General features: G+C 41.3%; 17 protein-coding genes, 1 tRNA gene and 1 other RNA gene. 12 read left to right on the top strand and 7 right to left on the bottom strand.

The features are described from left to right. The first annotated feature begins 49 nt into the window (after positions 1-49). On the top strand, positions 50-1,171 hold the full coding sequence (locus HWV58_RS05685) for a sensor histidine kinase (RefSeq protein ID WP_175633167.1): 1,122 nt from the start codon (positions 50-52) through the stop codon (positions 1,169-1,171). Here HWV58_RS05685 and HWV58_RS05680 read toward each other — a convergent pair. Next, a complete protein-coding gene (locus HWV58_RS05680) occupies positions 1,157-2,260 on the bottom strand; it encodes a metallophosphoesterase (RefSeq protein ID WP_175633166.1) in 1,104 nt (367 codons plus the stop codon). The two genes, HWV58_RS05685 and HWV58_RS05680, sit on opposite strands and share 15 nt — an antisense overlap. 295 nt (positions 2,261-2,555) lie before the next feature. Here HWV58_RS05680 and HWV58_RS05675 point away from each other — a divergent pair, with 295 nt between their 5' ends. After that, positions 2,556-3,758, top strand: a complete 1,203-nt coding sequence (locus HWV58_RS05675; RefSeq protein ID WP_175633165.1) for a DUF763 domain-containing protein — start codon at positions 2,556-2,558, stop codon at positions 3,756-3,758. A 329-nt stretch (positions 3,759-4,087) separates the two neighbouring features. Here HWV58_RS05675 and HWV58_RS05670 read toward each other — a convergent pair whose 3' ends face one another. Beyond that, positions 4,088-5,554: a glutamate synthase subunit beta gene (locus tag HWV58_RS05670; RefSeq protein WP_175633164.1), complete on the bottom strand. Its 1,467-nt coding sequence runs from the start codon at positions 5,552-5,554 to the stop codon at positions 4,088-4,090. 3 nt (positions 5,555-5,557) lie between these two features. After that, positions 5,558-10,057, bottom strand: a complete 4,500-nt coding sequence (gltB, locus tag HWV58_RS05665; RefSeq protein WP_175633163.1) for a glutamate synthase large subunit — start codon at positions 10,055-10,057, stop codon at positions 5,558-5,560. A 422-nt stretch (positions 10,058-10,479) separates the two neighbouring features. Here gltB and ffs point away from each other — a divergent pair. Together ffs and fsa are read left to right on the top strand one after the other, a co-directional pair. Then, positions 10,480-10,579, top strand: an RNA gene (gene ffs, locus HWV58_RS05660) — signal recognition particle sRNA small type. A gap of 91 nt (positions 10,580-10,670) precedes the next feature. Further along, positions 10,671-11,330 carry a fructose-6-phosphate aldolase gene (fsa, locus tag HWV58_RS05655; protein WP_175633162.1) on the top strand — a complete coding sequence of 220 codons (660 nt, stop codon included), beginning with the start codon at positions 10,671-10,673 and terminating at the stop codon, positions 11,328-11,330. Positions 11,331-11,514: 184 nt separating this feature from the next. On the opposite strand, the gene HWV58_RS05650 is transcribed toward fsa, so the two are convergent. The 3 genes from HWV58_RS05650 to HWV58_RS05640 form a co-directional block, all read right to left on the bottom strand. Further along, positions 11,515-12,021: a D-glycero-alpha-D-manno-heptose-1,7-bisphosphate 7-phosphatase gene (locus tag HWV58_RS05650; RefSeq protein WP_175633161.1), complete on the bottom strand. Its 507-nt coding sequence runs from the start codon at positions 12,019-12,021 to the stop codon at positions 11,515-11,517. 140 nt (positions 12,022-12,161) lie between these two features. After that, entirely contained in the window at positions 12,162-13,448 is a 1,287-nt protein-coding gene (locus HWV58_RS05645) for a sugar MFS transporter (protein WP_175633160.1), read from the bottom strand. Positions 13,449-13,550: 102 nt separating this feature from the next. Then, entirely contained in the window at positions 13,551-14,669 is a 1,119-nt protein-coding gene (locus tag HWV58_RS05640) for a formylglycine-generating enzyme family protein (RefSeq protein ID WP_175633159.1), read from the bottom strand. A 182-nt stretch (positions 14,670-14,851) separates the two neighbouring features. Here HWV58_RS05640 and HWV58_RS05635 point away from each other — a divergent pair. Beyond that, a tRNA-Lys gene (locus HWV58_RS05635) sits at positions 14,852-14,924 on the top strand. Between the two features lie 373 nt (positions 14,925-15,297). Here the strand turns inward: HWV58_RS05635 and HWV58_RS05630 are convergent. After that, positions 15,298-16,899: a hypothetical protein gene (locus tag HWV58_RS05630; RefSeq protein ID WP_175633158.1), complete on the bottom strand. Its 1,602-nt coding sequence runs from the start codon at positions 16,897-16,899 to the stop codon at positions 15,298-15,300. 390 nt (positions 16,900-17,289) lie between these two features. Between HWV58_RS05630 and HWV58_RS05625 the strand changes: the two genes are divergently transcribed. The 7 genes from HWV58_RS05625 (at position 17,290) to HWV58_RS05595 (ending at position 25,185) form a co-directional block, all read left to right on the top strand. Further along, the gene (locus HWV58_RS05625) at positions 17,290-18,036 is read left to right on the top strand and encodes a sulfite exporter TauE/SafE family protein (protein WP_175633157.1); all 747 of its coding nucleotides are present in this window, start codon (positions 17,290-17,292) and stop codon (positions 18,034-18,036) included. A 691-nt stretch (positions 18,037-18,727) separates the two neighbouring features. Then, complete coding sequence (locus tag HWV58_RS05620; RefSeq protein WP_175633156.1) at positions 18,728-19,837, top strand: acyltransferase family protein; 1,110 nt, start codon at positions 18,728-18,730, stop codon at positions 19,835-19,837. A gap of 319 nt (positions 19,838-20,156) precedes the next feature. Continuing rightward, on the top strand, positions 20,157-20,630 hold the full coding sequence (locus HWV58_RS05615; protein WP_175633155.1) for a (2Fe-2S)-binding protein: 474 nt from the start codon (positions 20,157-20,159) through the stop codon (positions 20,628-20,630). After that, positions 20,627-21,265 (top strand): hypothetical protein, encoded by a 639-nt coding sequence (locus HWV58_RS05610; RefSeq protein WP_175633154.1) that lies wholly within the window; start codon positions 20,627-20,629, stop codon positions 21,263-21,265. Before HWV58_RS05615 ends, HWV58_RS05610 begins: the two co-directional genes overlap by 4 nt. A 55-nt stretch (positions 21,266-21,320) precedes the next feature. Next, positions 21,321-22,427, top strand: coding sequence for an XdhC family protein (locus HWV58_RS05605; protein ID WP_175633153.1), 1,107 nt, complete (start codon positions 21,321-21,323; stop codon positions 22,425-22,427). After that, entirely contained in the window at positions 22,424-23,008 is a 585-nt protein-coding gene (locus HWV58_RS05600) for a nucleotidyltransferase family protein (RefSeq protein WP_175633152.1), read from the top strand. Before HWV58_RS05605 ends, HWV58_RS05600 begins: the two co-directional genes overlap by 4 nt. Before the next feature lie 26 nt (positions 23,009-23,034). Then, positions 23,035-25,185 carry a xanthine dehydrogenase family protein molybdopterin-binding subunit gene (locus HWV58_RS05595; protein WP_175633151.1) on the top strand — a complete coding sequence of 717 codons (2,151 nt, stop codon included), beginning with the start codon at positions 23,035-23,037 and terminating at the stop codon, positions 25,183-25,185. Positions 25,186-25,436 lie beyond the last annotated feature (251 nt).

The following is a 25,436-nucleotide window of genomic DNA, read 5'->3' as shown; positions in this document are numbered from 1 at the left end:
ATAATCTTTACCTTTATTGCAACATCTCTTCATTCAAAACAACCAGGCCATGCACAGTGAAAAAGTAGTTGAAAATACCAAACCCCAATATGAAGCACTGCGCTTAGCTAAACTGATGCATTACGAAATTCTGGATACCGAGGCCGAATACACTTTCGACAGGATATCCCACTTAGCCACCGGCATATTTAAAGCCCCTGGCGCAGGCATCTGTTTTGAAGGGAATGCATTACTTTTTCAAAAATCGGTAGTTGGTCATCCACCAGTTAATCCTAAATTGCCACTTTGCCATAATTTTAATGTTGTAAACGAAGGCGGCAGCTCGATCATTACAGCTCCGCTTCAAACACCGGAGGGTTATTTGCTAGGTGTAATTTATGTTTCTACGGCTGAAATTATAGCACCAACTGAAACACAAACCCAAATGCTTAGCCTGCTGGCAGAAATGGTGATGGATATCCTGGCATCGAGAATAGCGACACGCAATGCGTTCAGGGCCTATGATGATCGCCTCCATGTGCTGATCCATGACCTTAAAAACCCAATGACAACCATTTCCCTGCAATCGGAGTTGATGGGCAGAATACCTGCTATTGATGATAAGGCGGTATTAATTGCCAGTAAAATCAATTCACAGTCGAAAAAAATGGTCGATAGCCTGAATGAAATTTTAATTCCGGCTAAAAAAGCTGCAGGCGGATATAAACCGGAGAAAGCCCAGATCGATTTAAAAGAAGTACTCGAAGCGGTAAAACTAAATTTTGACTTGCCCCTTAAACACAAAGGACAATCTATTTCGATAAATATTTACGAGCCCATCTTAATATTTGGAGATGTAAATAAACTTACTGTAATTTTTAGCCAGCTGATTGATAATGCAATTAAGTTTTCTCCATTGGGAACAGCCATTAATATATCGCATCAGCTTACCACAACCGAACTTACCGTTTCGGTTAACGATCAGGGCGTTGGTTTAACCACCGAAGACCTGGATAAAATTTTCACCAAATTTGCACCGTTAAGTGCTAAACCCACCGGTACAGAAAGTGCCAATGGCTTTGGCCTGATTACGGCTGGCGCATTCATAGATATCCATAAAGGGAAATTATGGGCCGAAAGTCCGGGTAAAGGTTTAGGTACAACTTTTTATGTGAAACTACCGCTTAGGTAAATCAGTTTCTAAAAGTAGATCAAGTTTCATTTCTTCGAGTACAATCCGTTCAGGCTGGCCGGTTTTATGGCACGACCACTTAATTAGGCGGATTAATCCCTTTTCGATTTCTATACCGGTAATATCGCCATCATTGAAACAGCAACAACCGCTGTTAAAATAATTGGGTTTATATTTTCTAAAGCGCGGAGCTTTATCGCCTCCACTGGTTTGTTTTACCAACTCTGCATTTAAAGCAGCGATAACTTCCTGCTTATTATCTCTTTTGGCCTGCTGCAATTTGAGGTAAATTCTTTCCAGGTGTGTTAATGAGGCAAAAACTGGTTGATGAGTATGTCCGGTAATCAGCACTTTATTGGTTTGCGTAGCCACCCAGCTGTACATCATAATATTGTGCGCAGTTTTAAGCTGGTTATCGTAGGCCGGCGTATTGGGGTTAATTTGAAGGTAAGCCTGCAGCGGCGCCCATACCGTACTAACAAACCATTTGCTAAACCAGTTGCCATCACTTTGCAAATCGCCTTGATGACCGTGTGTAAGAAAAATATCCAGCAATTGCGAACCAACGGGCATGCGCAAGATAGCTCCTTCATAAATGGGTATTTTTTTCCCGTAAATGCGGTTGAGGTTAAAGCCTGCCAGCGGGTCGTTGTCCCAATACAGATCGTGATTGCCAAATATTTTGGTAAACATGCCTTTATTTATGAAAATCTTTTCTGCCTCGAAAGTTTTTTTATTGTGCCTGATAACCGATTCCATTAAGTTTTTCCAAAGCTCTTCACTATCGCCGAGGTTGATATAATGAAAATCATTTATGGCATAATGTTCAAGTGCCTTAAGATAGTTTATTTCAGCAAGGGTAAAATCGTCGGCGTTATCACGTGCTCCTTTATGCTGATCGGAGAGAATGATAAACCGGTTTGCTTCGGTGATTTCTAAAATGAGACCCCGCTTTCCAGGGGTTTTAACAATGGTTTTGAAAAGTTTGTTTAATGCGCCATGTATACGCCTGCGGTTGGGACGCGAGCTGTATTTATTAGACATGCGGATAATCCAATTGCTTAATAAACGTTGAAGAAATTTGCGCATCAGCTGGTTTAAATTTATGCCTCCGGTTGAAGATAACAAAATATAAGGCCAATCGTTTAACCAGCACGGAAGTATTTTAGAAGATCAATTATAAAATAGCCACGAAGTTACACATTAGCATAGGTATTGCTCTGTGAGTTCCGTGCATCATTGGCAGCAAATAGATTATCCCATTAGATCAACAGCCACGGAGACGCAGATTAGCACGGAAATATTATTAGAACTCCATGGATGTTGTGCATCTGTGGTAAGAGATATAATTTATATTGCAATATTTTTACTAAATTTGTTAGCATTGAAAAGATCAGGAAGCGCAGATTTACCTTTACATTATGGCCACGTTCCGCCCTGGCTGGCACAGCGTATGGCCAAACTTGGTCTTGCGATAACTGAAGCTATTTTAGCTGAATATGGCAAAGCAGAAGTAATACGCCGCTTAAGTAGTCCGTTTTGGTTTCAGAGTTTAGGTGCAGTAATGGGCATGGACTGGCATTCATCGGGTATTACTACTTCCGTAATGGGTGCCTTGAAAAAAGCCATTAACCCACTATCAAAAGAACTGGGCATTTATATTTGTGGTGGCAAAGGGAAGCTAAGTCGCGAAACTCCAAACGAACTTTTGCGCGTGGCAGAAAAAACCGGATTGGATGGGCAAATGCTGGTCAGATCGAGCAAGCTTAGTGCAAAAGTAGATAATACGGCTATTCAGGATGGTTTTCAGCTTTACCTCCATAATTTTATTTTAAGCAGTGATGGGGATTGGGCCATAGTGCAACAAGGGATGAGCGATTTCAGCGGCACAGCCAGACGCTACCACTGGCACTCTGAAAACTTAAAATCTTTTGTAGAAGAACCGCATACGGGAATTTGTGGAATTAACCAGGGTCAAATATTAAACCTAACTGCCTCAGCAGCCAATCCCACCCGAGCAGCCATGATGGACCTGACTACTGAAGCACCTACCCGAATGATCGCCGAAATACAAAAACTGGTATTGCCCAGGCACCATGAGGTAAAAGCCAAAGATGTAGACCTAAAAAGATTGGGTAGTATTTTGTGGCTGGCACAAGAGAAAAAGCCCGATAATTTCGAAGAACTGCTCTTACTTGAAGGTATGGGCCCCCGCACCCTGCAATCGATGGCGTTGGTGAGCGAGGTAATCCATGGAACGCCATCACGTTTTACCGATCCGGCCAGGTTTTCTTTTGCACACGGAGGTAAAGATGGTCACCCTTTTCCGGTTCCGGTAAATATTTACGATGAAACCATAAGCTTTTTGCGCCAGGCAGTTGAGAAAGCTAAAATTGGCATTACCGATAAACAGGAAGCGATAAAATCGCTGCATCGTATTGCCAGTAATGCAGAAAAAGACTTTGTGCCCAACATGGATTTTGAGAAAGTGATTGAGCTGGAAAGAAAAAACAGCTGGAAATACGGTGGAAGGACCGTGTTTGGGAAAGAGAAACCACCAAAGGATAAACAGTTGAAGTTGTTTTAGGTTTGCTGTTTTGATTGAACTAGAATATAGCCACGAAGAGTTTTTCTCTATATAATCTAAAGACTGATGTCTCTACCAACCGATAGGATAAATATAGCCACGGAGACGCAGACTACACGGAATGTTTTTTCTATAATCTAAAGGTCGGTGCCTCCACCAACACCTCTATTTGTTTCGGTCGGTGTGGACACCGACCGATAGGATAAGCGTCTGGTTAGACACCAGGCCATAGCATAAATTCCGTGTCAATCCATGAATCGGTTGCCATCTTTAAACAAAAAAGGTCGTGGTTTGCACCACGACCCTAAAAATATAGAATTTAAAACCTACTAAGCATAAGCAATAGCATCTCTCGATGCCAGTTTGGTTGCTCCCATTAAGTATTCATCTACTTTACGGGCAGCTTCCCTGCCTTCTGAAATGGCCCAAACTACCAGCGATTGTCCGCGGCGAACATCGCCCGCTGCAAAAATCTTAGCAATATTGGTTTGATAAGTGTGTTCAGAAGCTTTTACGTTTCCACGGTTATCAAGCTCTACACCTAATTTTTCAATTAATCCCTCTTTTTGTGGGTATAAGAAACCCATTGCAAGCAGTACCAATTCGCAAGGCAACTCTTTTTCCGATCCCGGAACTTCCTTAAAAGTAACCGGACGACCATTTGCATCAATCTCCCACTCTACATCTACCACTTTTAATGCTTTAAGGTTACCGTTTTCATCGGCAATAAAGTTCTTGGTATTTACCGACCAGGCTCTTTGCGCACCTTCCTCATGCGAAGAAGTATTTTTCAATAGCATCGGATAAGTTGGCCAAGGCATATTTTCGCTACGGGTTTGTGGTGGCATTGGCATAATTTCAAACTGCGTTACCGATTTTGCACCATGACGGTTAGAAGTTCCAATACAATCTGAACCGGTATCACCACCACCAATTACGATTACATTTTTACCTGTAGCCATAATGTCTTCGGTTTCAACCTTGCGGTTAGCCACACGCTTATTTTGTTGCTTTAAGAAATCCATTGCGAAATGAATACCTTTAGCCGAACGACCGTCAATTGGCAAATCGCGTGGAATGGTAGAACCACCGGCCAATACAATGGCGCTATAATCTCTCAATAAGGTACCAATCTCTACGTTTTCGCCAACGTTGGCATTGCATTTAAAAATTATTCCTTCTTCTTTCATTAAATCGATACGGCGATCGATTACATTTTTCTGAAGCTTAAAATCAGGAATACCATATCTCAATAAACCACCTGGTGCATCGTCGCGTTCGAAAACGGTAACTTCGTGACCAACCTTATTTAACTGAGCAGCAGCGGCTAATCCAGCCGGACCTGAACCAATAACTGCAACCTTTTTACCGGTTCTGATTAATGGCGCTTTTGCTTTGATAAATCCTTTTTCGAAAGCGATTTCGATAATATGCTTTTCAATTTCCTCGATAGAAACCGGCGGGCGGTTAATACCCAGTACGCAAGCCGACTCACAAGGTGCCGGACAAATCCTTCCCGTAAACTCAGGAAAATTGTTTGTACTTAATAAAATGTTGGCAGCCTGCTCCCATTTGCCCTGATAAACTGCGTCGTTAAACTCAGGTATTACGTTACCCAGCGGGCACCCCGATTGGCAAAAAGGTACGCCGCAATCCATACAGCGCGCAGCCTGATTATTTAATTCTTTTGCGGGCAATTCGTTTAAAAATTCCCCATAGTGTTTTACACGCGTTGCAGCCTCTTCTCTGGTGGGCGCAACTCTATCGTATTCTTGAAATCCTGTTACTTTTCCCATGGCTTAGTGTGTTTTTACTTGTTGGTTACGTTTTGCTAAAACTGCTTTGTATTCTTTAGGGAATACTTTTACAAAGTGAGCTGATTGTGTTTTCCAATCGCTTAAGATAAACTCAGCTACCTTACTGTCTGTTAATCGAATATGCGATTTAAGCAAAGCTAAAATGCGTTCTTCATCTTCAGCCTGTAACGGATCTAAATCAACCATTTCCTTGTTGCATTTGCGTGCAAAAGTTCCGTTTGCATCGTAAACCCAAGCTACACCACCACTCATTCCAGCTGCAAAGTTACTTCCTGTATCACCAAGAATTAACACTTCACCACCAGTCATGTACTCACAACCGTGATCGCCAACTCCTTCTACAACTGCTGTTGCACCAGAGTTACGTACGGCAAAACGTTCACCAGCTTTACCACGTGCAAATAACTCGCCCGAAGTAGCACCATACAATGCCACGTTACCGATAATGATATTCTGCTCAGGTATAAAAGTCGAATTTGCAAAAGGATAAACGGCTAATCTTGCACCCGACAATCCTTTACCCACGTAATCGTTCGCCTCACCTTCCAGTGATAAAGTAACCCCACGGGTATTGAATGCACCAAAACTTTGTCCGGCCGAACCAACAAATTTAAAGTTGATGGTATCAGGCGGCAAACCTGCACTTAAATGCACCTTAGAGATTTCGTTAGATAACATAGTGCCTAATGAACGGTCGGTATTTTTAACTTCGAAGCTTGCAAAAACAGGTTCGTTGTTTTCAATAGCAGATTGTGCAGCTGCGATTAGTTTATGATCTAAAACGTGATCTAAACCATGATCCTGCGCCTCAGTATTGAATAAAGGCAAGCCATTCTCTTCCGCTTTATATAAAATAGCCGATAAATCAAGGTGCTTTAATTTCCAGTCGGTTGCAGGCAACTCACGTACTTTTAAAACATCAGCCTGACCGATCATTTCATGAATGGTTCTGAAACCTAATTCAGCCATAATTTCGCGTAATTCTTCGGCAAGGAAATAAAACAAGTTTACTACGTGATCGGCATCACCAGTGAATAATTTTCTCAATTCCGGATCTTGTGTCGCCACACCAACCGGACAAGTATTCAGGTGGCATTTACGCATCATAATACAGCCCGAAGTAACCAATGCAGCAGTAGCCACACCCCATTCTTCAGCACCCAATAACGCTGCAATAGCAATATCCCTACCTGTTTTTAACTGACCATCTGTTTGAAGGATGATCCGGTTACGTAATTTGTTTTTAACCAAAGTCTGGTGTGCTTCTGCCAAACCAAGCTCCCAAGGTAAGCCAGCATGCTGAATAGAAGTTAACGGTGAAGCACCTGTACCACCATCAAAACCCGATACCAAAATTACATCGGCATGTGCTTTTGCAACACCGGCTGCAATAGTACCTACACCTGCTTTAGATACCAGTTTAACGTTGATCCTTGCAGCGCGATTGGCATTTTTAAGGTCGTAAATTAACTGGGCTAAATCCTCGATCGAATAAATATCGTGGTGCGGAGGAGGAGAAATTAAACCTACACCTGGTGTTGAGTGACGAACTTTTGCAATCCAGTCATCCACCTTGTGACCAGGCAACTGACCACCTTCACCCGGTTTTGCACCCTGAGCCATTTTAATCTGCAACTCATCAGCATTGGTTAAGTAATAACTGGTTACACCAAAACGGGCAGAAGCTACCTGTTTAATGGCCGAACGCATACTATCGCCATTTGGCAATTTAGTATAACGCATCTCGTCTTCACCACCCTCACCGGTATTGCTCTTTCCGCCAATGCGGTTCATGGCAATAGCTAAAGTAGAGTGAGCCTCGTGCGAGATAGAACCGAACGACATTGCTCCTGTTGCAAATCTTTTTAAGATCTCGGTAGTAGATTCTACCTCATTTAACGGGACCGCCGGACGGGTATAATTAAATTCGAACAAACCTCTGATGGTATAAGCCTGTTGAGTTTGCTCATTTACCAGCTTAGAGTATTGTTTGAAAATGTTGAAATCGTTTTTACGCGTTGCGTTTTGCAACAAGTGGATGGTTTGCGGATTAAATAAATGCGCTTCACCTCTGCGACGATATTTATAGGTACCACCAGCAGGCAATAAGTTTTCGGTCTGCGTTGCCGGACCAAAACTGCGGTGATGCTTAATTAATGTTTCTTTTGCAATTTCATCTAAGCCTAAACCACCAATACGCGAAACAGCACCAGTGAAATAAGTATTAACCACTTGTTTATTTAAACCTAAAATTTCGAAAATCTGTGCGCCTTGATATGACTGCAAGGTAGAGATACCCATTTTAGAGAAGATTTTTAACAAGCCGCTGTTTACTGCATAGATGTAATTTTTAGTTAACTCCTCTGCCGATAAACCAGATTCTTCCTGGAAACCACCAATAGTTTCTAGCGCCAGATAAGGGTTAATTGCCGTAACACCAAAGCCCAATAACGTAGCAAAATGATGTACTTCCCAGATATCACCAGCTTCGATAACGATACCAACAGCACCACGATAACCTTTACGGATTAAGTGGTGGTGTACTGCAGAAACAGCCAATAAAGAAGGCATTGCAGCGTGTTCAGAATCGATAGCCCTGTCGCTTAACACAATTACCTGGAAACCATCTTCAACGGCATCTACTGCATAACGGCATAAGCGGTCTAAAGCTTTTGCCATTGCACCCGGTTTACCATCGGCCCTGAAATAGGTTTGTAAAGTTTTAGCCTGGAAAACCCCGGTATCGATACTTCTCAGTTTTTCTAACTCCTGGTTGGTTAAAATTGGATGTTTAATGGCTACACAGTGTGCTTGTCTAGGATTTTCATCTAACAAGTTACCGTTGCTACCCATAAAACTAGCCAAACTCATCACCACTTTCTCCCGAATCGGATCGATAGGCGGATTGGTAACCTGAGCAAAAAGCTGTTTAAAATATGAAGATAAATGTTGCGGGCGTTGTGATAAAATAGCAAGTGGCGTATCGGTACCCATCGAACCAATAGGTTCTTTACCTTCAAGCGCCATTGGCTTAAGCAAAAGATCTACATCTTCCCTGCTGTAGCCAAAAACCTGCTGATATTTAAAAATAGATTCAGTTGATAAGCCGGTAAACATTAAGCGCGGCTCAGGCAACTCCTCTAAACGAATCTGATATTGGTTAATCCAATCCGCATAAGGACTTCCGCCACAAACCTGTGTTTTAATTTCTTCATCGCTAATGATCCTGCCCTGCTCCATATCCACAACGAACATTTTACCAGGCGTTAAACGACCCTTTTCGATAATTGTACTTTGATCAATCGCTAATGCTCCAGCTTCAGATCCCATGATAACGCGATCATCAGAAGTAATAGCATAACGCGAAGGACGTAAACCATTACGATCTAAGGTGGCACCAATTAATTTACCATCGGTAAAAGCAATTGCAGCCGGCCCGTCCCATGGCTCCATTAAAGTAGCGTGGAACTCGTAGAAGGCTTTTTTAACCGGATCCATATCATCGTTACCATCCCATGCTTCAGGCACTAACATCATTAAAACATGAGGTAAGGTTCTGCCAGCATGGAATAACAATTCGATTACGTTATCCAAACAGCCAGAATCGGAGTTGGTTTCGTCGATAACAGGCAAAAGCATATCCAGCTCTTCAGGCGTAAAATGCGAAGAAGCCAGTGATTTAACACCTGCCCTGAACCAGTTTAAATTTCCCTGTAAAGTATTGATCTCCCCGTTGTGTGCAATAAAGCGGAAAGGCTGTGCAAGTCTCCACGACGGGAATGTATTGGTTGCGAAACGTGAGTGAACCAAACCTAAGGCCGAAACAACACGTTTATCGCTTAAATCGCTAAAATAAGTACGAACCTGCAAAGAAGTTAACTGACCTTTATATATAATAGTCTGCGCCGATAACGAAACGATATAAAAATCTTTACCGCCATGTACAGTATTAACAATCAGTTTAATCAGGTAATTCTTAAAAATATAAAGCTTACGCTCAAAATCTGCTCCTGGAGCTACGGCATACGGACGGGCAATAAATACCTGCTCGATTTCCGGCTCAACAGAAAGCGCCATACTACCTATATCTGTTGTATCTACATCAACTTTTCTGAAACCTAAAATCTCCAGACCAAGTTTTTCTGCAGCACGGTAAATCAGTTCTCTGCACTCTTCTCTTGATCTGATATCTTTTGGCATAAAGAGCATACCTACACCATAGTTATTGGTTTCTGGTAAGCTGAAGCCAGCTTTTAAACATTCATCATAAAAAAATTCGTGAGGAATCTGAATCATAATCCCAGCGCCGTCGCCGGTATTCGGTTCTGCTCCACTTGCCCCTCTATGGTCTAGATTCTCTAAAATAGTAAGTGCATCGGAGATGATTTGATGCGATTTTCGCCCTTTCACATGTGCAACAAACCCAATACCGCAGGCATCGTGTTCAAATTGCGCATCGTACAATCCACTGTTTGGTTCCATTCTTTGCTCGTTAGTTGTTAGTGTATAGGAAACACTAAGATAGAAAAAATTTTTGGTAAATTACAGAGTTGACATAATTTTTTGAAAAATTTTATCCCTTATTCAATTAAAAGCAGTTAAAATAGAAAATTTATAATTAAACAGCTACATAATTACAATTACCATAATGATAAGATTGTACAATAATTTCACTTTTTCTGGTAAAATCAAACCTAAATCGATTTAATTATTAATTCATATATAAATATAAAACTCGAATATAAATAATAAATAAACCCAACCGTTATTTTTGATTTTATATAGCCTATTTAAAAGTACACATTTAAATTTTATTAATTTACTAATCAGTCAGATAGCAATAATCTATAAAAAATTAAAGAAATGGGTTTTGCAAAACAACTTCTTTTTCTACCTTTGTGGCCGGGCAAGTCTTTTACGACCAGCTCCCTTTGAACTCCCCCAGGATGGGAACATAGCAAGGGTAGAAGGTTGTAGCGGTGCGATAGAAGGTGCTTGCCCTTTTTTTTACCCCCTAACCCCCTGAAGGGGGGATATTAAATTCTTCAGGGGTTCTAACAGCAGAACCTAATAATCACTTTAAGAATTTATAAGCATGAAATTTTTTATTGACACAGCAAATCTTGATCAAATCAAAGAAGCGCAAGATCTTGGCATTTTAGATGGTGTAACTACCAACCCTAGCTTAATGGCTAAAGAAGGTATTACCGGCGATGAAAATGTAATTAACCACTATAAAGCCATCTGCGATATCGTTGATGACAACGTAAGTGCTGAAGTTATTTCGACCACTTTCGATGAAATTATCAAAGAAGGTGAAGCATTAGCTGCTTTAAACCCTAAAATTGTGGTTAAAGTGCCAATGATTAAAGATGGTGTTAAAGCCATTAAATATTTTTCTTCAAAAGGAATCAAAACCAACTGTACTTTAATTTTCTCTGCCGGACAGGCTTTATTGGCTGCTAAAGCAGGAGCAACTTACGTATCTCCGTTCTTAGGCCGTTTAGATGATATTTCGAGCGACGGTTTAGTTTTAATCGAAGATATCAGAACTATTTTTGATAACTACGGTTACGAAACACAAATCTTAGCTGCATCAATCCGCGGACCATTACACATTGTAAACTGCGCGAAATTAGGTGCTGATGTAATTACAGCTCCTTTAGCTGCTATTGTAGGCTTACTAAAACACCCTTTAACTGATAGCGGCTTAGCTACTTTCTTAGCAGACCACGCTAAGGCAGCGGGCAAATAGTCTGGAGAATTAAGCTTGGAGTTTTGAGTTCTAAGCGCATAAAAAAGTCCTAAGTTAAAACAACTTAGGACTTTTTTATGCGCTACATTTTAAAAGAATAGCCCGTGCATTTAAGGAATTATCAAATGTTCTGTTTGGGTTTAGGCAATTGGCGACTCCAAACTCCCAATCTTAAAACTCTAAACTAAACCAAAGACTCACGACTAAGAACCTCTTTAACCTTCTCGTAACTAATCTGCTCATCCGGGTCAATTAAAATTCCCTTCACTCCTGCTCCGTTGGCTGCTTCCACATCACGCGGTTTATCACCAATCATTACCGATTGCTTTGGATCAATATCGTACATATCAATAGCATCCAGAACCATTCCTGATGCCGGCTTTCTGCATTTACACTCGCCACCTACAGTTGGGTGATGCGGACAATAGTAAAAACCAGCAATATCTGCACCTTTGGCTACGAAAGCATTGCGCAACATCTGGTGCATAATGGCCAATTCCTGCTCGCTGTAACGTTTTAAGGCAATACCACCCTGGTTGGTGACTACAATTAACAGATAACCCTCATCAAAAAAACGCTTTAATACGGGAATCTGATAATCAAGGATTTTAAAATCTTCAACACGCGTAATGTAATCGTATATTTCGTGGTTAAGTACACCATCGCGATCGAGAAAAATAGCTTTATTCATTATTGAGATATGAGTATTGTAATTTGAGGTATGAGATTCGGACCTCGTTTATAATTCGCCAAAATAACTGAAAATTAATGGCAAAAGAAAGCCCAATCTTTTCAGACCGGGCTTAACTCATAAAATTTATTTGGTTTGGGTTATTTTAAATTTAATCCGGCTTTATGTCCTTTAATAGCAAAGTAAAGAATATACAGGTAACAAGGCAATACCGTTAAAAGGTAAGCCAGCTGGAAGTGCACATGTAATTTTTCGTTTAAGAAAGCATACAATAAAGGCATTAAAGCACCACCTGCAATACCCATAATCATAATTGCTGAACCTATTTTGGTAAATTTACCCAGGTGGCTAATTCCCAGCGGGAAAATTGCCGGCCACATTAATGAGTTGGCCAAACCTAATAAGGCTACAAAAATAACGGCAAACCAGGTCGAAATGGCAAAAGATAGAACGGTAAATACGATACCTAAAATAGCACAAATTCTAAGTGCTTTTTGCTGAGAGATGTATTTTGGAATAGCTATAATACCTACAATATAACCAATTAACATACTAAAAAGGGTAATCGAAGTTAACTTCCCACTAATCTCAGCGCTAATACCTAACTCACGACCATAAATTCCGATAATATCGCCGGCCATAACTTCAGCACCTACATATACAAAAATACATAGTGAGCCTAAAAACAAGTGCGGAAACTGGAATATGCTTTTGTGCTTTACCACTTCGCCTTTGGTTTCATCCACCACATCTTCTTCAACTTCGACCTCTGGTAAATCGGTAAATTTAATAACTACCGCAAACAGACAAAACACAATAGCCAATACAATATAAGGCATGTTAACGCGGCCTAAAACCTCGTTTAACAATTGCTCGTGCGCTGCTCCTGTTGCTGCCTGTATTTGCTTTTCAACCTCCGATGCATTTTTTAAGAACAGGCTACCCATAACCAATGGCACAATCATACCTGCGAACTTGTTGCAGATACCAGCCATACTGATACGCTTTGCAGCACTCTCAATTGGGCCAATAATAGTTAAATATGGATTTGAAGCTGTTTGAAGCAAAGCCAAAGCTGCCCCCTGAACAAAAATACCAGTCAAGAAAAGACCAAAAGTACGGGTTTGAGCTGCCGGTATAAAGATTAGGGAGCCTAAGCCTAAAATAACCAGACCTAATACGATTCCATTTTTAAAACCAACTTTTTTCAGTATCCACGATGATGGTAAAGCCAAAAAGAAGTAAGCCATATACGAGGCAAAGGTTACAAAGAATGCCTGTAAATTTGATAAGCCAAAAGATAACTTAAAGAAAGGAATTAAGGTTCCGTTTGCCCAGGTTACAAAGCCAAAAATAAAGAATAAGGCACATATAATAATGAGCGGTTTTGGCCCCTGCGTTTGGCCTGGTTTTGTTGTTTGTTGCATAAATATTCGGTTCGGTTTAATTTGATAGCGCCAAACTAAACAAATATTTCAATAATTTACTTAACAAACGTTTGCGTGATTTTCAATTTAACAGGCTCCTGCTTAATTGGAACTAACACACCTGAAACCGGTATGCTCCAGGCCGGTATCGGCAGAAGTTTTCATTCTGGAAGTTACCCGATAACCTTTACAATAAGAAGCATTACACATAAACGAACCTCCCCTAACCACACGTTTAGGCACCGTTGGTTCCATCGGGTCGTAGCTATCAGACGGTCCTTGTGGATTACTGGCAATTCCAGAAAGTTTAGCATAATAATCGGGGCGATACCAATCACTGCACCACTCCCAAACGTTTCCAGCCATATCATAAAGGCCATAACCATTCGCTTTAAATAATTTCACAGCGGCAAGGCCATTGTAACCATCCCAATCGGTATTTTTTATTGGGAAACTACCTTGCCAGGTATTGGCTTTAGGTTTGCCTTTTTCAATATCTTCGTTACCCCAGGGGTACTTCGCATTGTTTAAGCCACCACGTGCAGCAAATTCCCACTCAGCCTCCGTTGGTAAGCGTTTGCCCGACCACTTGCAGTAAGCCATCGCATCATCCCATGAGATATGTACTACAGGATAATTTTCCCGGCCTTTAATGCTGCTCTTTGGCCCGTGCGGATGTTTCCAGTCGGCACCTTTAATCCAGGCCCACCATTGCGAGGCATCGTTTAAACTAGTAACGCTTTTAGGCTGATAAAAAACCAGCGATGCAGCTACAAAAACACTATCGGGTGGTTTGGGTGTACCCGGAGGCAACTGTTTTTTCATTTCTTCCCAATCGGGTTTACGCTCTGCAGTGGTTACATAACCGGTAGCATCTACAAATTTCTGAAAACTGGCATTGGTAACCTCGGTAACATCCATCCAAAAAGAAGACACCTTAACCTGATGTTGCGGATATTCGTCTTCCCTGCCTTCCCTATCTCCGGCGCCCATGGCAAACGTTCCGGCAGGAATTAACACCATGCCCTCATGACTGAGTGCTTTACTGGCAAAACTCGAAGTATCTTTTACTGCACCAAAACGGCTGGGCATATTTTTCTCGCAAGAAGCCAGCGAATCCTGCTTGTGTTTGGCCAGTGCTGCTTCATTTGATGGATTAGACTGACATGAAAATAAAAAGAGCGAAGGCAGAAAAAAGAATAAACGGAAAGATTTGTACATGCTGGACTTAAATATTGAGCGATAAAAATATCAATTATGTTTAAAAAAGAGAAGGTAAATAATTAATTCACCTATAAATCAATACAGTTAGCAGTTTTAACGATTTTTTATTTGCAGGAAATAGGTTAGAACCCTATATTTGCACCACTTTAAAGGAAACGGATAACGTTTTAAACAAAGTAGATTCCGTAGCTCAGCTGGTAGAGCATTACACTTTTAATGTAGTGGTCCTGGGTTCGAATCCCAGCGGGATCACAAAAAGCCTCACAGAAATGTGGGGCTTTTTTGTGTTAAAAGAATTTTGACAGCATTCGCGGCAGTCTGGGGCGGGATCATGTTGGGGCGCACAATTTCGAATGCATTATAATAGTTCTAAAAATATAAACTTGAAATTGCGATAGAGTCGATAATCCCGCCCATCATCCTTACAAACGCGGACGATCGATTTTCGGGTTCTTATTAGAATTTATATATAGTTTATTGCCTAATGAGTAATTTATATTATTAAAATTTCAGCAATAATAGACGATCAGTATTTACTTCCAGCTATTCTATTTTGATATTAGAAAATGCTGTGAGCCTTTGAAATAAGTGGAGGAGATAAGAACTCCCCTCCACTTCTAATTCACTAGTAGTACTGATAATCCGGTATATAAGATCGGGTTATCACAATAGGTGTTTGATCATAACCAACCTTGGGAATCAAAGTAACTGTTACCTTTACCACAAAGTTCTTATTAAAACCATTTACAAGAATACTTGGAATTTCCTGATCCTCATTCGGGTTGCCAGGAGCAGGAATAGGTCCGTGAATATCTTCATAAAATGATCCACTCAGCATCTGATAGAACTTGTTTGCGCTATCCTCATAAGCTAAAATACCTCCTGTTATTTTATTTCCAACAATAGAATTGTTCCAGTTTTCATTTCCCTTAAATTTATTGTAGTAAAACAAATCAGAGGTAACCTCGTATGATTGTAATTCAGGTATTAAATCCGGATTTACCTTAACCTTAATTGAGCTTTGATCTAACATATAAAATCTTTGGTAGACATCATCATAAGGCGGCATGAAGTTCCCCCCAAAAGCGTGTTGAGATGTTTGTACAACTGGTTTGGTTTCTAAATTCCAAACACCAAGCTGCTTATCGAAACACGGAAGCAGGAAATTGCTTAAATCTGGACGTGTACCCGGCGTGTAAAGACCTGTAATCGAAGATACATTATTTGCTGAGCTCGAACTTATTGTGCCGCTTAAACTGATTGAACCATTAGTTTTAAATTCAATCTTTTGGTTAGTAGCCGTTGTCTCAGTTTTTTTTCCTATAAATGATCCAAACAATAAGTTAATACCAGCATTTATAATTTCTTTAACCCCCCCGCCTACTACAAGACTGGCAGCACTACCAAATATTTTCTTTATGAAAGAAGAGCTATCAGATTTAACCTTACTTTTAATGTAATCTTTCGCTGCATCTCCCCCAGACTTAGCTGCAGAGCTTGCTGCATCTTGTAAACCATTTTTAGTTGCAACGCTCACAATTGTTCCGGATGAACTTAATTGCACATCGCCAGATAAGCTCACTTGTGATATATTACTTGTTGTTGAAAACACACGCATCTTGATTGCTTTATCTTTAGCAATTGGATCATATGTGATTTCCGTATCAAATGCATTCCAACCTCTCGCAATGCCTTTGGTATTCGCATCCAGGCTTAAATTACTTGATATAGCCAATGGCTCTTGACTAATTTCATCTATCGGTGTTGCAAAATATCCAATATTATTCAATAATGCATGTTCATTGGTAAAACCAAGGCCCCACATACCATTGCTTCCTAACGTAACATCATCTGCTAAAAAATAATACGTACGAATAATGCCTGTGAATTTATTATAGAAAAATAAATAATTTTGACCATTTTCTGTACCCGATAAAAAATTATATAATAACTCCCAACCATCTTCCTTCTTATAGTCGTTAAGAATAAAGTTTGGAATTTGCGTAGTGGCACCGTTATACCATGGTAAAATACGAGTCTGACCATTAGTTAGGGTTACATACGGTCCGGTTTCCCAATTAAAACAACTATTTACTCCAGTTATTAAATTTATGGTGGCAACAGGTTTAGGTTTCGAAAGTGGTAAGATATCCTGTGAGGTATTTTTTTTACAGGATGTGATAGCTAGCAGTGAGATACTTAAGCAATAAAGGTAGTTTTTTTTCATTCCAAGTTTGTTAATTAAGATTTGTATTATTAAAAATGCGCAATTATTAATTTTAAAATACTATTTTTGACGCCGTAATATATACATTATTATATAAAATAAGGTTAAACTACTAATAATTTATAATACTATTGAAACTAAGTAATTATAGTTTTATGTAATCTCCGTTGATCGCGATTTGCAATCCCGTCCATGAATAATTACAGGTCTAATCTTATCCGTTCATAATCACCAAAAAAATATTGTAACAAGCCTTTATGTTTAATCAGCCATTTATTTAAGGATCTAACCTCATAAATACATTATATTAAAGGAATACCAAGCGGCATTTAACACACCAATTAACAGGCTGATTATTGGTAAAACAAGCACTGATTAGTGTCTTTGGTCATGTCTGCCGGTCCTGTTATTTTCGCTGTTTCCCTTATCATTTTTCTTGCAACCGTGTTCCGTTCAGCTTTCGGTTTTGGTGAGTCGCTTGTCGCGGTACCATTGCTGGCGCTTTTCATGCCGATTGATCTGGCAGTGCCACTTTCAGTGCTTGTTTCGGTTACCATTGCCGGATTCGTGGTTGTTCAGGATCATAAAGAAATACACTTTAAAAGCGCTGGTAATCTCACTATTTATGCCATTATGGGTATCCCCACCGGATTATGGCTGTTGGTGCATGTGGAGGAATCGTTGGTAAAGGTAATTTTAGGACTGATTATTATTTTGTTCGCTATTTATCTGTTAACCGGCAAAAAACTAACAGAGCTCAGGAATGACGACCAACGCTGGCTTTTTGGCTGTGGTTTCCTTTCGGGTGTTTTGGGCGGCGCTTATGGGATAAATGGCCCGCCTCTTGTGGTTTATGGTGCGAAACGCAGATGGAGCGCGCAACATTTCAGGGCAACATTGCAAGCTTATTTTTTAATCGCAAGTATGGTCGGGTTAATAGGATATGGAATAAGTGGCTTGTTTACCTGGGTTTTATTCAGCTATTATTGCTGGTCGCTGCCTGCGCTAATATCCGCCATATTGTTGGGCAGGTTTATAAATGCCCGGATGAAGGATGATCAGTTTTTTAGCTATAGTTACATCGTGCTAATTGGCCTGGGGATCTTGTTAATTGCTAATAGCGCGGCTTTTAAATAATTTGGGGCTTTATCGCAGCAAGATTATAACTTTAAAAATATCTCCTTAAATCCGTGCCTTCCATGCCTCCATGGTCATACAAAATGAGATTAATCTCTACCTACCTTTAGGTTTGTGATCACATTCATTCGCTAATCCGGCTTTGTATAGGCGTTTTAATATTTCCTCATCTTTACCTCCGTATCGAAGGCCTGCAATACAAGAAACCTGCATGGCGTTTATGGCCCTATTTAACTCGTCGGGAGTTTGTGGCTGCTTTTTAAAATAGCAATGGCCATATTCAATCTTCGAATGATCAATCAGGTCTGGTGCTTCGGCTTCCGGTGCGTGGCACCAAATGCACACCTGGTTCTCTACATAAAAATCTCCCTGAGCGTTTTCCGGGTATCTTTCAGGTAGTTTTTCCTCATCTAGGATTTGAGATTTCTTTCTCAGTAATTTTTTAAAGAAATTCAGCTTATTGTGGATTTGTTTCCTCCAAATTAAGGTAATTTGGGTACTTAAACAAAACTGTATTGCTTTTAGCTGTCTGAGCTACTTTATTTTTGTACCGTAGCCACATTTGCATGCTTGTACAGAATGAGACTATTTGCAGGTATTTTGATACAATAAGTGGAAAGCAAAATATGGATTTATTTAATTTTACAAATTCAACAAATAACCATTTATAAGCGAAAACATAACCACCACAATGTCTGATAATCTTTCAGCAAAGCCACATTATCCAATACTCGATGGATTACGCGGTGTAGCTGCCATTATTGTTGTAACCTTTCACCTCACTGAACCACTAGGCACCGGACATCTCGACATCCTGGTTAACCATGGCTACCTTGCTGTCGATTTTTTCTTTCTTTTATCGGGTTTTGTAATCGGCTATGCTTACGACGACCGCTGGAATAAAATGACTGTGGGTACTTTCTTTAAGCGCCGTTTAGAACGGCTTCAACCCATGGTGGTATTAGGGATGACCCTCGGAGCAATTGGTTTCTATTTTACCGATTCAACTATCTGGCCACTCATACACACCATTCCCCTGTGGAAAATGCTACTGGTAATGCTCATAGGTTACACCATACTGCCCGTTCCCCTATCACAGGATATACGGGGCTGGCAAGAAATGCATCCATTAAACAGCGTGGGCTGGTCGTTGTTTTTCGAATATATAGCCAATATCCTGTATGCCATCGGTATCAGAAAATTTTCTAAAACGGCATTAAGTATCCTGGTATTAATTGCAGCGGCAGCGCTGGCTCATCTGGCTATCACCAGTCCTAATGGCGATGTTAGCGGTGGCTGGACACTAAACGTAGAACAGGTTCGTGTTGGCATAACGCGCACAATGTTTCCTTTCTTTGCAGGTTTGCTACTCTCACGAATAGCGAAACCCACGCACATTAAACACGCCTTTTTATGGTGTAGCTTACTGGTTGCCATTGTTTTATATATGCCACGCATTGGTGGTGCTGAGCATCTTTTGATGAACGGAATCTATGAATCCGTATGTATCATCTTTGTTTTTCCGCTCATCGTTTATATGGGGGCCAGTTGCGTAATACATAGCCAAACAGAAAGCCGGATATGCAAATTTCTGGGTGATATTTCCTACCCGCTTTACCTCGTGCATTATCCACTGGTGTATTTTTATGTTGCGTGGATCAGTAACAACAAAGGCACTACCATTGTGCAAGCCTGGCCTTATGCCTTGTTAATTTTAATTGGCAGCATTATTTTGGCTTACATCACTTTGAAATGGTATGATGAACCTGTACGAAAATGGCTGAGGAAAAAACTAGGCTAATTTGAGCCTTGTATCTTATTATAGCTTAAAATTGCAGCTAAAATGACTGGTTAAACCATATCAATATTTCCAATTCTGATAAAACAATATCACAAAAGGCATCCTTCGGGATGCCTTTTGTGTAGATAAATAATCCTTCATTTACAAGCCAACCCTACCCAAATTACTGGTCTTTCTACCAAAATTACCGATCAGCAAACTTTTACAGTACAAAATTGTAAATTAGAACATTGAACAAAGTTTAACTGTTGTTACCGCATCCTGGCGCAGTTAAGCTGTGCAGCAACTGCAATAATTAACAAAACATAAAACGAATCTTATGATTTCATTAAACGTTAATGACCAGAATTTCGACATTGATGCCGATCCTGATATGCCCTTACTTTGGGCCATCCGCGATTTGGTTGGCTTAACCGGCACCAAATATGGTTGTGGGGTAGCGCAATGCGGGGCCTGTGTGGTACACCTCAATGGCGAGGCTGTGAGATCGTGCGTTACTAAAGTGAGCCGTGCCAAGGGGCAAAAAATCAGAACCATTGAAGGTTTATCTAAAAATAACGATCACCCTTTGCAGTTGGCCTGGAATGAGGTAAATGTTCCACAATGTGGCTATTGCCATTCAGGTCAGTTAATGTCGGCGGCGGTACTGTTGCGCGAGAACCCCAACCCGAGCGATACTGATATTGACCAGGCCATGGCCGGTAACATTTGCAGGTGCGGCACTTATCTCCGGATACGCAAAGCGATACACCTGGCCGCCGAGCTGCAAAAGAAAGGAGAAAGTAAAGGATGAGGAAAAAGTTTTCAAATTTTACTAAAGGGCATGCGGGTACGCTGCGCATAGCAACCGTAATGGGGATAATCCTTTCATTGGTAACCCTTATGGCTTTTACGCTTCATCACGATGTTAAACCAATCGTTACGCCAGCTGTGGTTAAAGATAGTGTGGCCTCGGTTGCAGCTTTCAAAAAAGTGTACAGTGTGCTCAAGAGTCCGCGCTGCATTAACTGCCATCCCAGTGGCGATATTCCTTTGCAGGGCGATGATAGCCATTTGCATACCATGAGTCCGCGCCGCGGTGTAGATGGCAAAGGTGTGTATGCCATGAAATGCACCAACTGTCACCAACCCACCAATACGGCCGGAAAACATACGCCACCCGGCAATCCGAACTGGCATTTACCTCCGGCAAACATGAAAATGATTTTTCAGGGTCGTTCAGCCAATCAGCTGGCCAAACAATTGGTAGATCCGAAACAAAATGGGAATAAAGACCTGAAAAAGTTGCTCGAACATGCCGATGATGGTCTGGTTCTATCGGGCTGGAACCCGGGCGAAGGCCGTACGTTACCACCTTTGAGTCATGCCGAATTTAAAAAGCAATGGACCATCTGGCTTAAAACGGGAGCTTATGCACCTGCTAAATAGCCACTCAAAATAAAATATTAGCACTGGCTATCAAACCGATAAACTTTGAGCAGATATGAACGAAATTACTGAGATCCTGAAAGCCTACCATAAAGCGAGTAAAGCGAATATCAGGACAGCGCTGGCTACAGTAGTAAAGGTGGAAGGTTCCTCTTACCGCCGGCCCGGTGCCAGGATGCTGGTTACGGAAACCGGTGAGCTTACCGGAGCCATTAGTGGCGGATGCCTGGAAGGAGATGCACTCCGTAAGGCGCTGGCAGCAATACACCTGCAGGAAAACCGGCTGGTTACTTACGATACCAGCGATGAGGATGATGCAAACCTTGGTGTACAACTGGGCTGCAACGGCATTGTATATATTCTTTTTGAGCCCTTAACTTCAGATACGGATAACAATCCGATAGCGATACTTAACGAAGTGGCCGGCAAACGCGAGGATGCGGCTATAGCCGTTCTGTTTTCTTTAGAACAGCAGCAACATGCCGGTACACAATTATTTTTAAAGGCCAATACCAGCTTCAAAAATATCCCGGGTTTAATAAACAGCAGCATTGAAGACGATCTTCAGGAGGTGCTGCTAAGCAACACCTCAGTATTTAAGGATTATAATTTCGATAATCAGCCAGTTACAGCATTTCTCGAATTTATCAGTACCCCGATTGCCCTGGTTATTGCAGGTGCCGGCAATGATGCCCAGCCACTTGCTCAAATGTGCCATTTACTGGGCTGGCAGGTTACCGTTATCGATGGCAGACCTGCCCAGGCTACCAAAGGTCGTTTCCCAACGGCAGATCAGGTACTGGTTGCCAAAGCAAGTGAAGTTGATGTAACGAAAAGCGATGCACGCACCGCATTTGTACTAATGACCCACAATTATAATTACGATGTAGAACTGCTCGGCAGATTGCTGGCCACCAATACACCTTACATTGGTTCGCTCGGGCCTAAAAAGAAACTTCTGAAAATGCTGGATGAGCTGGGCTTAGATACCGAACCAAACAGGCTCAGGGTGCATGGCCCTGTTGGACTTGATATCGGTGCCGAAACTGCAGCTGAAATTGCCGTTTCTATTGTTGCCGAAATCAAGGCCTTCTTTTCCGGTGCTGCAAAAGAACCATTGAAAAACAAAATCCTACCCATACATCAACATGTTGGCATATGAAAACAGGAATCATTATTCTGGCAGGCGGAAATTCGAGCCGGTTGGGGCAACCTAAACAGTTGCTTACCTTTAATGGGAAACAGCTGATCGATATTGTAACAGAGGCAGCAATTGAAAGTGGTTTTTCACCTGTGCTAACCGTATTGGGCGGGCACGCTAAACAACTTGCAGCAAAACTGAAAACAGATTTTATCATCAACCAGCAATGGGAAGCAGGAATATCAACCAGTATTGTAGCCGGTGTTAGTGCGATGTTGCAAAGGAATTCAGATTTGGATAGCGTAATCTTATCCGTGTCCGACCAGCCTTTCATCAATGCTGCAATATTTAAAACCCTTTTTGAAGCGCAGCAAATAAGCGGAAAGGGAATTGTTGCCAGCCAGTATGCCAGCACCCTGGGTACACCGGTAATATTTACCCAAAAATATTTCGCACAACTTTTAGCCTTAACGGGCAATAGCGGTGCAAAGGCCATTATGGCCGAAAACCCAAATGATGTAGCTATAATAGCTTTCGAAATGGGGCATATAGATATAGATACGATGGCTGATTATACCAATTTAACTCAACAACACACCTGAAAAGGACAAAATTAAAACATACAACTATGGAAGAAATTTCGAGGCGCCATTTCATTAAAAGCGCAGGTACTGCGGGCTTTGCAATTTGGCTAGGTTTATCGGCAAAAGGAAATCCATTAATGGTGATGGATATTGCTTCCGCCAATTTTAGTCCTTATATCCTGATCGAATCCAGCGGACAGATTACCATTTTCAATACCAAACCGGAAATGGGCCAGGGAACGCTGCAATCTTTTCCGGCATTAATTGCCGAAGAGCTTGAAGTTTCCATGGATCAGATCATTATCAAGCAATCGAATGGTGAAAAAGCGCTTGGCGGTGGTCAAAGTGCAGGTGGAAGTGCCTCAATCCGCACCAACTATCTGCCCATGCGTAAGGTAGGTGCGGCAGCCAAAGAAGTACTGATTATCGCTGCCAGCAGGATTTGGGGAGTTGATACTGCTGAATGTTATGCTGAAAACGGAACAATAATTCATAAAGCCAGTAAAAAAACACTTCCATACGGCAAGCTGATTGAGGAAGCCTCGAAAATAGAATTACCTAAAAACCCAAAATTGAAAGATCCCAAAGACTTTAAAATTTTGGGGAAAGTAACGAAACGGCAGGATATCCCGCTTAAAACAAATGGAAAGGCTGGCTTCGGTATTGATGTAAAGCTACCAGGTATGTTGTATGCTGTTGTAGAAAGAAGTCCGGTTTTTGGCGCCACTTTAAAAAGTTACGATGCTACAGCGGTGATGAAAATTGCAGGTATTAAAACAGTCGGACCGATAGAGCGTATTGTTGGAAAATATAAATATACGGGCATCGCCATTATCGGCAATAGCTATTGGACCGTTAGCCAGGCGCGTAAAAAACTGAAAGTAGTTTGGGAAAACAATGGTAATGAAACATTTAATACTGTTGATTATGAAAACCATTTGCGCAAACTCGCGGCAGAACCTGGAATAACCGGCAAAAACATCGGTTCGGTTGAAGCAGTACAGATTTCGCCCGAAAATACCTTCGAAGCTTTTTACGAAACTCCTATGGTGGCGCACCATACCCTTGAGCCTATGAACTGTACTGCCCATATACAAGGTAACAAACTGGAAATATGGACATCGACCCAGGTAGCCAGCGCTATGACAGGTAGCGGTGCGAACGATTTACCCAAACAAGTAGGCTTTGCACCCGAAAATGTGAAGTTAAATAACCAGTTTATTGGTGGTGGTTTTGGTCGCAGGTTGTATTTCGATTACATTGTTGAGGCTGTAAATGTGGCCAAACTGGTTGATGTGCCCGTAAAGCTAATCTGGTCGAGAGAAGATACTACCACTCAAGGGCCATTCAGGCCAATGACTTTTTCGAAACTTTCGGCAGGCTTTTCTACTGATGGAAAACTGAGCACTTTTCAGCACAAAGTAATCAGCCCCTCCTACTTTGAATCGATGCAGGCCAATTTCGACCGCACAAAAGTAGATAGCATTATGATGGAGGGCATTGCGGAGCAGGCTTACGAAATACCCAATTTAAAAACTACCTATGTTAGGGCCGACCTACATATTCCTGTAGCTGCATGGCGTTCGGTTACGAGTTCAACACTCGCATTTGCACACGAGGGCTTTATTGATGAACTGGCCTATAAAGCCAAAAAAGACCCGATGGATTTTCGGCTGGAGCTGCTCACGAAACCTTCCGATACCAAAAAAGTGCTGCTTAAACTAAAAGAAGTATCCGACTGGGAACAAAAACTACCTCAGGGTAAAGGTCGCGGTGTTGCCGTATGGGATTTTTTCGCCGGCCTCGCCGGACAGGTTGTAGAAGTAACCCATCACCCCGATAAAACCATTAGCATTGATAAGGTGCATGCCGTTATTGATCTCGGTGCGGTGGTGAATGCAGATAATGTTAAAAATCAGGTAGAGGGTGCCATCATCATGGCGCTGGGTGCAGCAATAAAACCCGGCATTACCTTTAAAGATGGGAAAACGGTAGAGCAAAATTTTTACGATAATCCGCTGATTCGCATCAACGAAGCGCCTGTTGTTGAAGTGCATATACTAGCCGATGGCGGAAAAGTTAAAGGCGTTGGAGAACCGGGCTTACCTCCCTTTGCTCCTGCCCTTGCCAATGCCATTTTTGCTGCCAGCGGAACGCGGTTCAGAAGAATGCCTTTTGAGTTAAAAACCGATTGATAACAGTTTCGGTTGGTGATGACACCAACCGATAATAAGACAATCTACTGGTTGGTGTCCCCACCAATGCTATTAACTTATCGTCATAAATATTTGATATTCAAATATTTATAACGATATTTAGTATTAAACAATAAGATTGAAATGAGTATAATTTCTTTGAACCAAATTGGGGAGCAACATAAAGTGGCTCCTAAAAAAAACATTTGACTTCATTCAGGATAAAAATAGCTTTTCTCAATACATTAAAG

The sequence above is a fragment of the Pedobacter ghigonis genome (assembly GCF_903166585.1).
Lineage (GTDB): Bacteria > Bacteroidota > Bacteroidia > Sphingobacteriales > Sphingobacteriaceae > Pedobacter > Pedobacter ghigonis.
Note: the sequence above shows the minus strand (reverse complement) of the source record. Positions and strands in the feature narration are given on the sequence as shown.

What these genes read in the sequence shown, in the direction of transcription:
- HWV58_RS05685 (WP_175633167.1), top strand. Translation starts at nt 50, where the DNA reads ATGCACAGTGAAAAAGTAGTTGAAAATACCAAACCCCAATATGAAGCA.
- HWV58_RS05680 (WP_175633166.1), bottom strand. Translation starts at nt 2,260, where the DNA reads ATGCGCAAATTTCTTCAACGTTTATTAAGCAATTGGATTATCCGCATG.
- HWV58_RS05670 (WP_175633164.1), bottom strand. Translation starts at nt 5,554, where the DNA reads ATGGGAAAAGTAACAGGATTTCAAGAATACGATAGAGTTGCGCCCACC.
- gltB (WP_175633163.1), bottom strand. Translation starts at nt 10,057, where the DNA reads ATGGAACCAAACAGTGGATTGTACGATGCGCAATTTGAACACGATGCC.
- fsa (WP_175633162.1), top strand. Translation starts at nt 10,671, where the DNA reads ATGAAATTTTTTATTGACACAGCAAATCTTGATCAAATCAAAGAAGCG.
- HWV58_RS05650 (WP_175633161.1), bottom strand. Translation starts at nt 12,021, where the DNA reads ATGAATAAAGCTATTTTTCTCGATCGCGATGGTGTACTTAACCACGAA.
- HWV58_RS05645 (WP_175633160.1), bottom strand. Translation starts at nt 13,448, where the DNA reads ATGCAACAAACAACAAAACCAGGCCAAACGCAGGGGCCAAAACCGCTC.
- HWV58_RS05640 (WP_175633159.1), bottom strand. Translation starts at nt 14,669, where the DNA reads ATGTACAAATCTTTCCGTTTATTCTTTTTTCTGCCTTCGCTCTTTTTA.
- HWV58_RS05630 (WP_175633158.1), bottom strand. Translation starts at nt 16,899, where the DNA reads ATGAAAAAAAACTACCTTTATTGCTTAAGTATCTCACTGCTAGCTATC.
- HWV58_RS05625 (WP_175633157.1), top strand. Translation starts at nt 17,290, where the DNA reads ATGTCTGCCGGTCCTGTTATTTTCGCTGTTTCCCTTATCATTTTTCTT.
- HWV58_RS05620 (WP_175633156.1), top strand. Translation starts at nt 18,728, where the DNA reads ATGTCTGATAATCTTTCAGCAAAGCCACATTATCCAATACTCGATGGA.
- HWV58_RS05615 (WP_175633155.1), top strand. Translation starts at nt 20,157, where the DNA reads ATGATTTCATTAAACGTTAATGACCAGAATTTCGACATTGATGCCGAT.
- HWV58_RS05610 (WP_175633154.1), top strand. Translation starts at nt 20,627, where the DNA reads ATGAGGAAAAAGTTTTCAAATTTTACTAAAGGGCATGCGGGTACGCTG.
- HWV58_RS05605 (WP_175633153.1), top strand. Translation starts at nt 21,321, where the DNA reads ATGAACGAAATTACTGAGATCCTGAAAGCCTACCATAAAGCGAGTAAA.
- HWV58_RS05600 (WP_175633152.1), top strand. Translation starts at nt 22,424, where the DNA reads ATGAAAACAGGAATCATTATTCTGGCAGGCGGAAATTCGAGCCGGTTG.
- HWV58_RS05595 (WP_175633151.1), top strand. Translation starts at nt 23,035, where the DNA reads ATGGAAGAAATTTCGAGGCGCCATTTCATTAAAAGCGCAGGTACTGCG.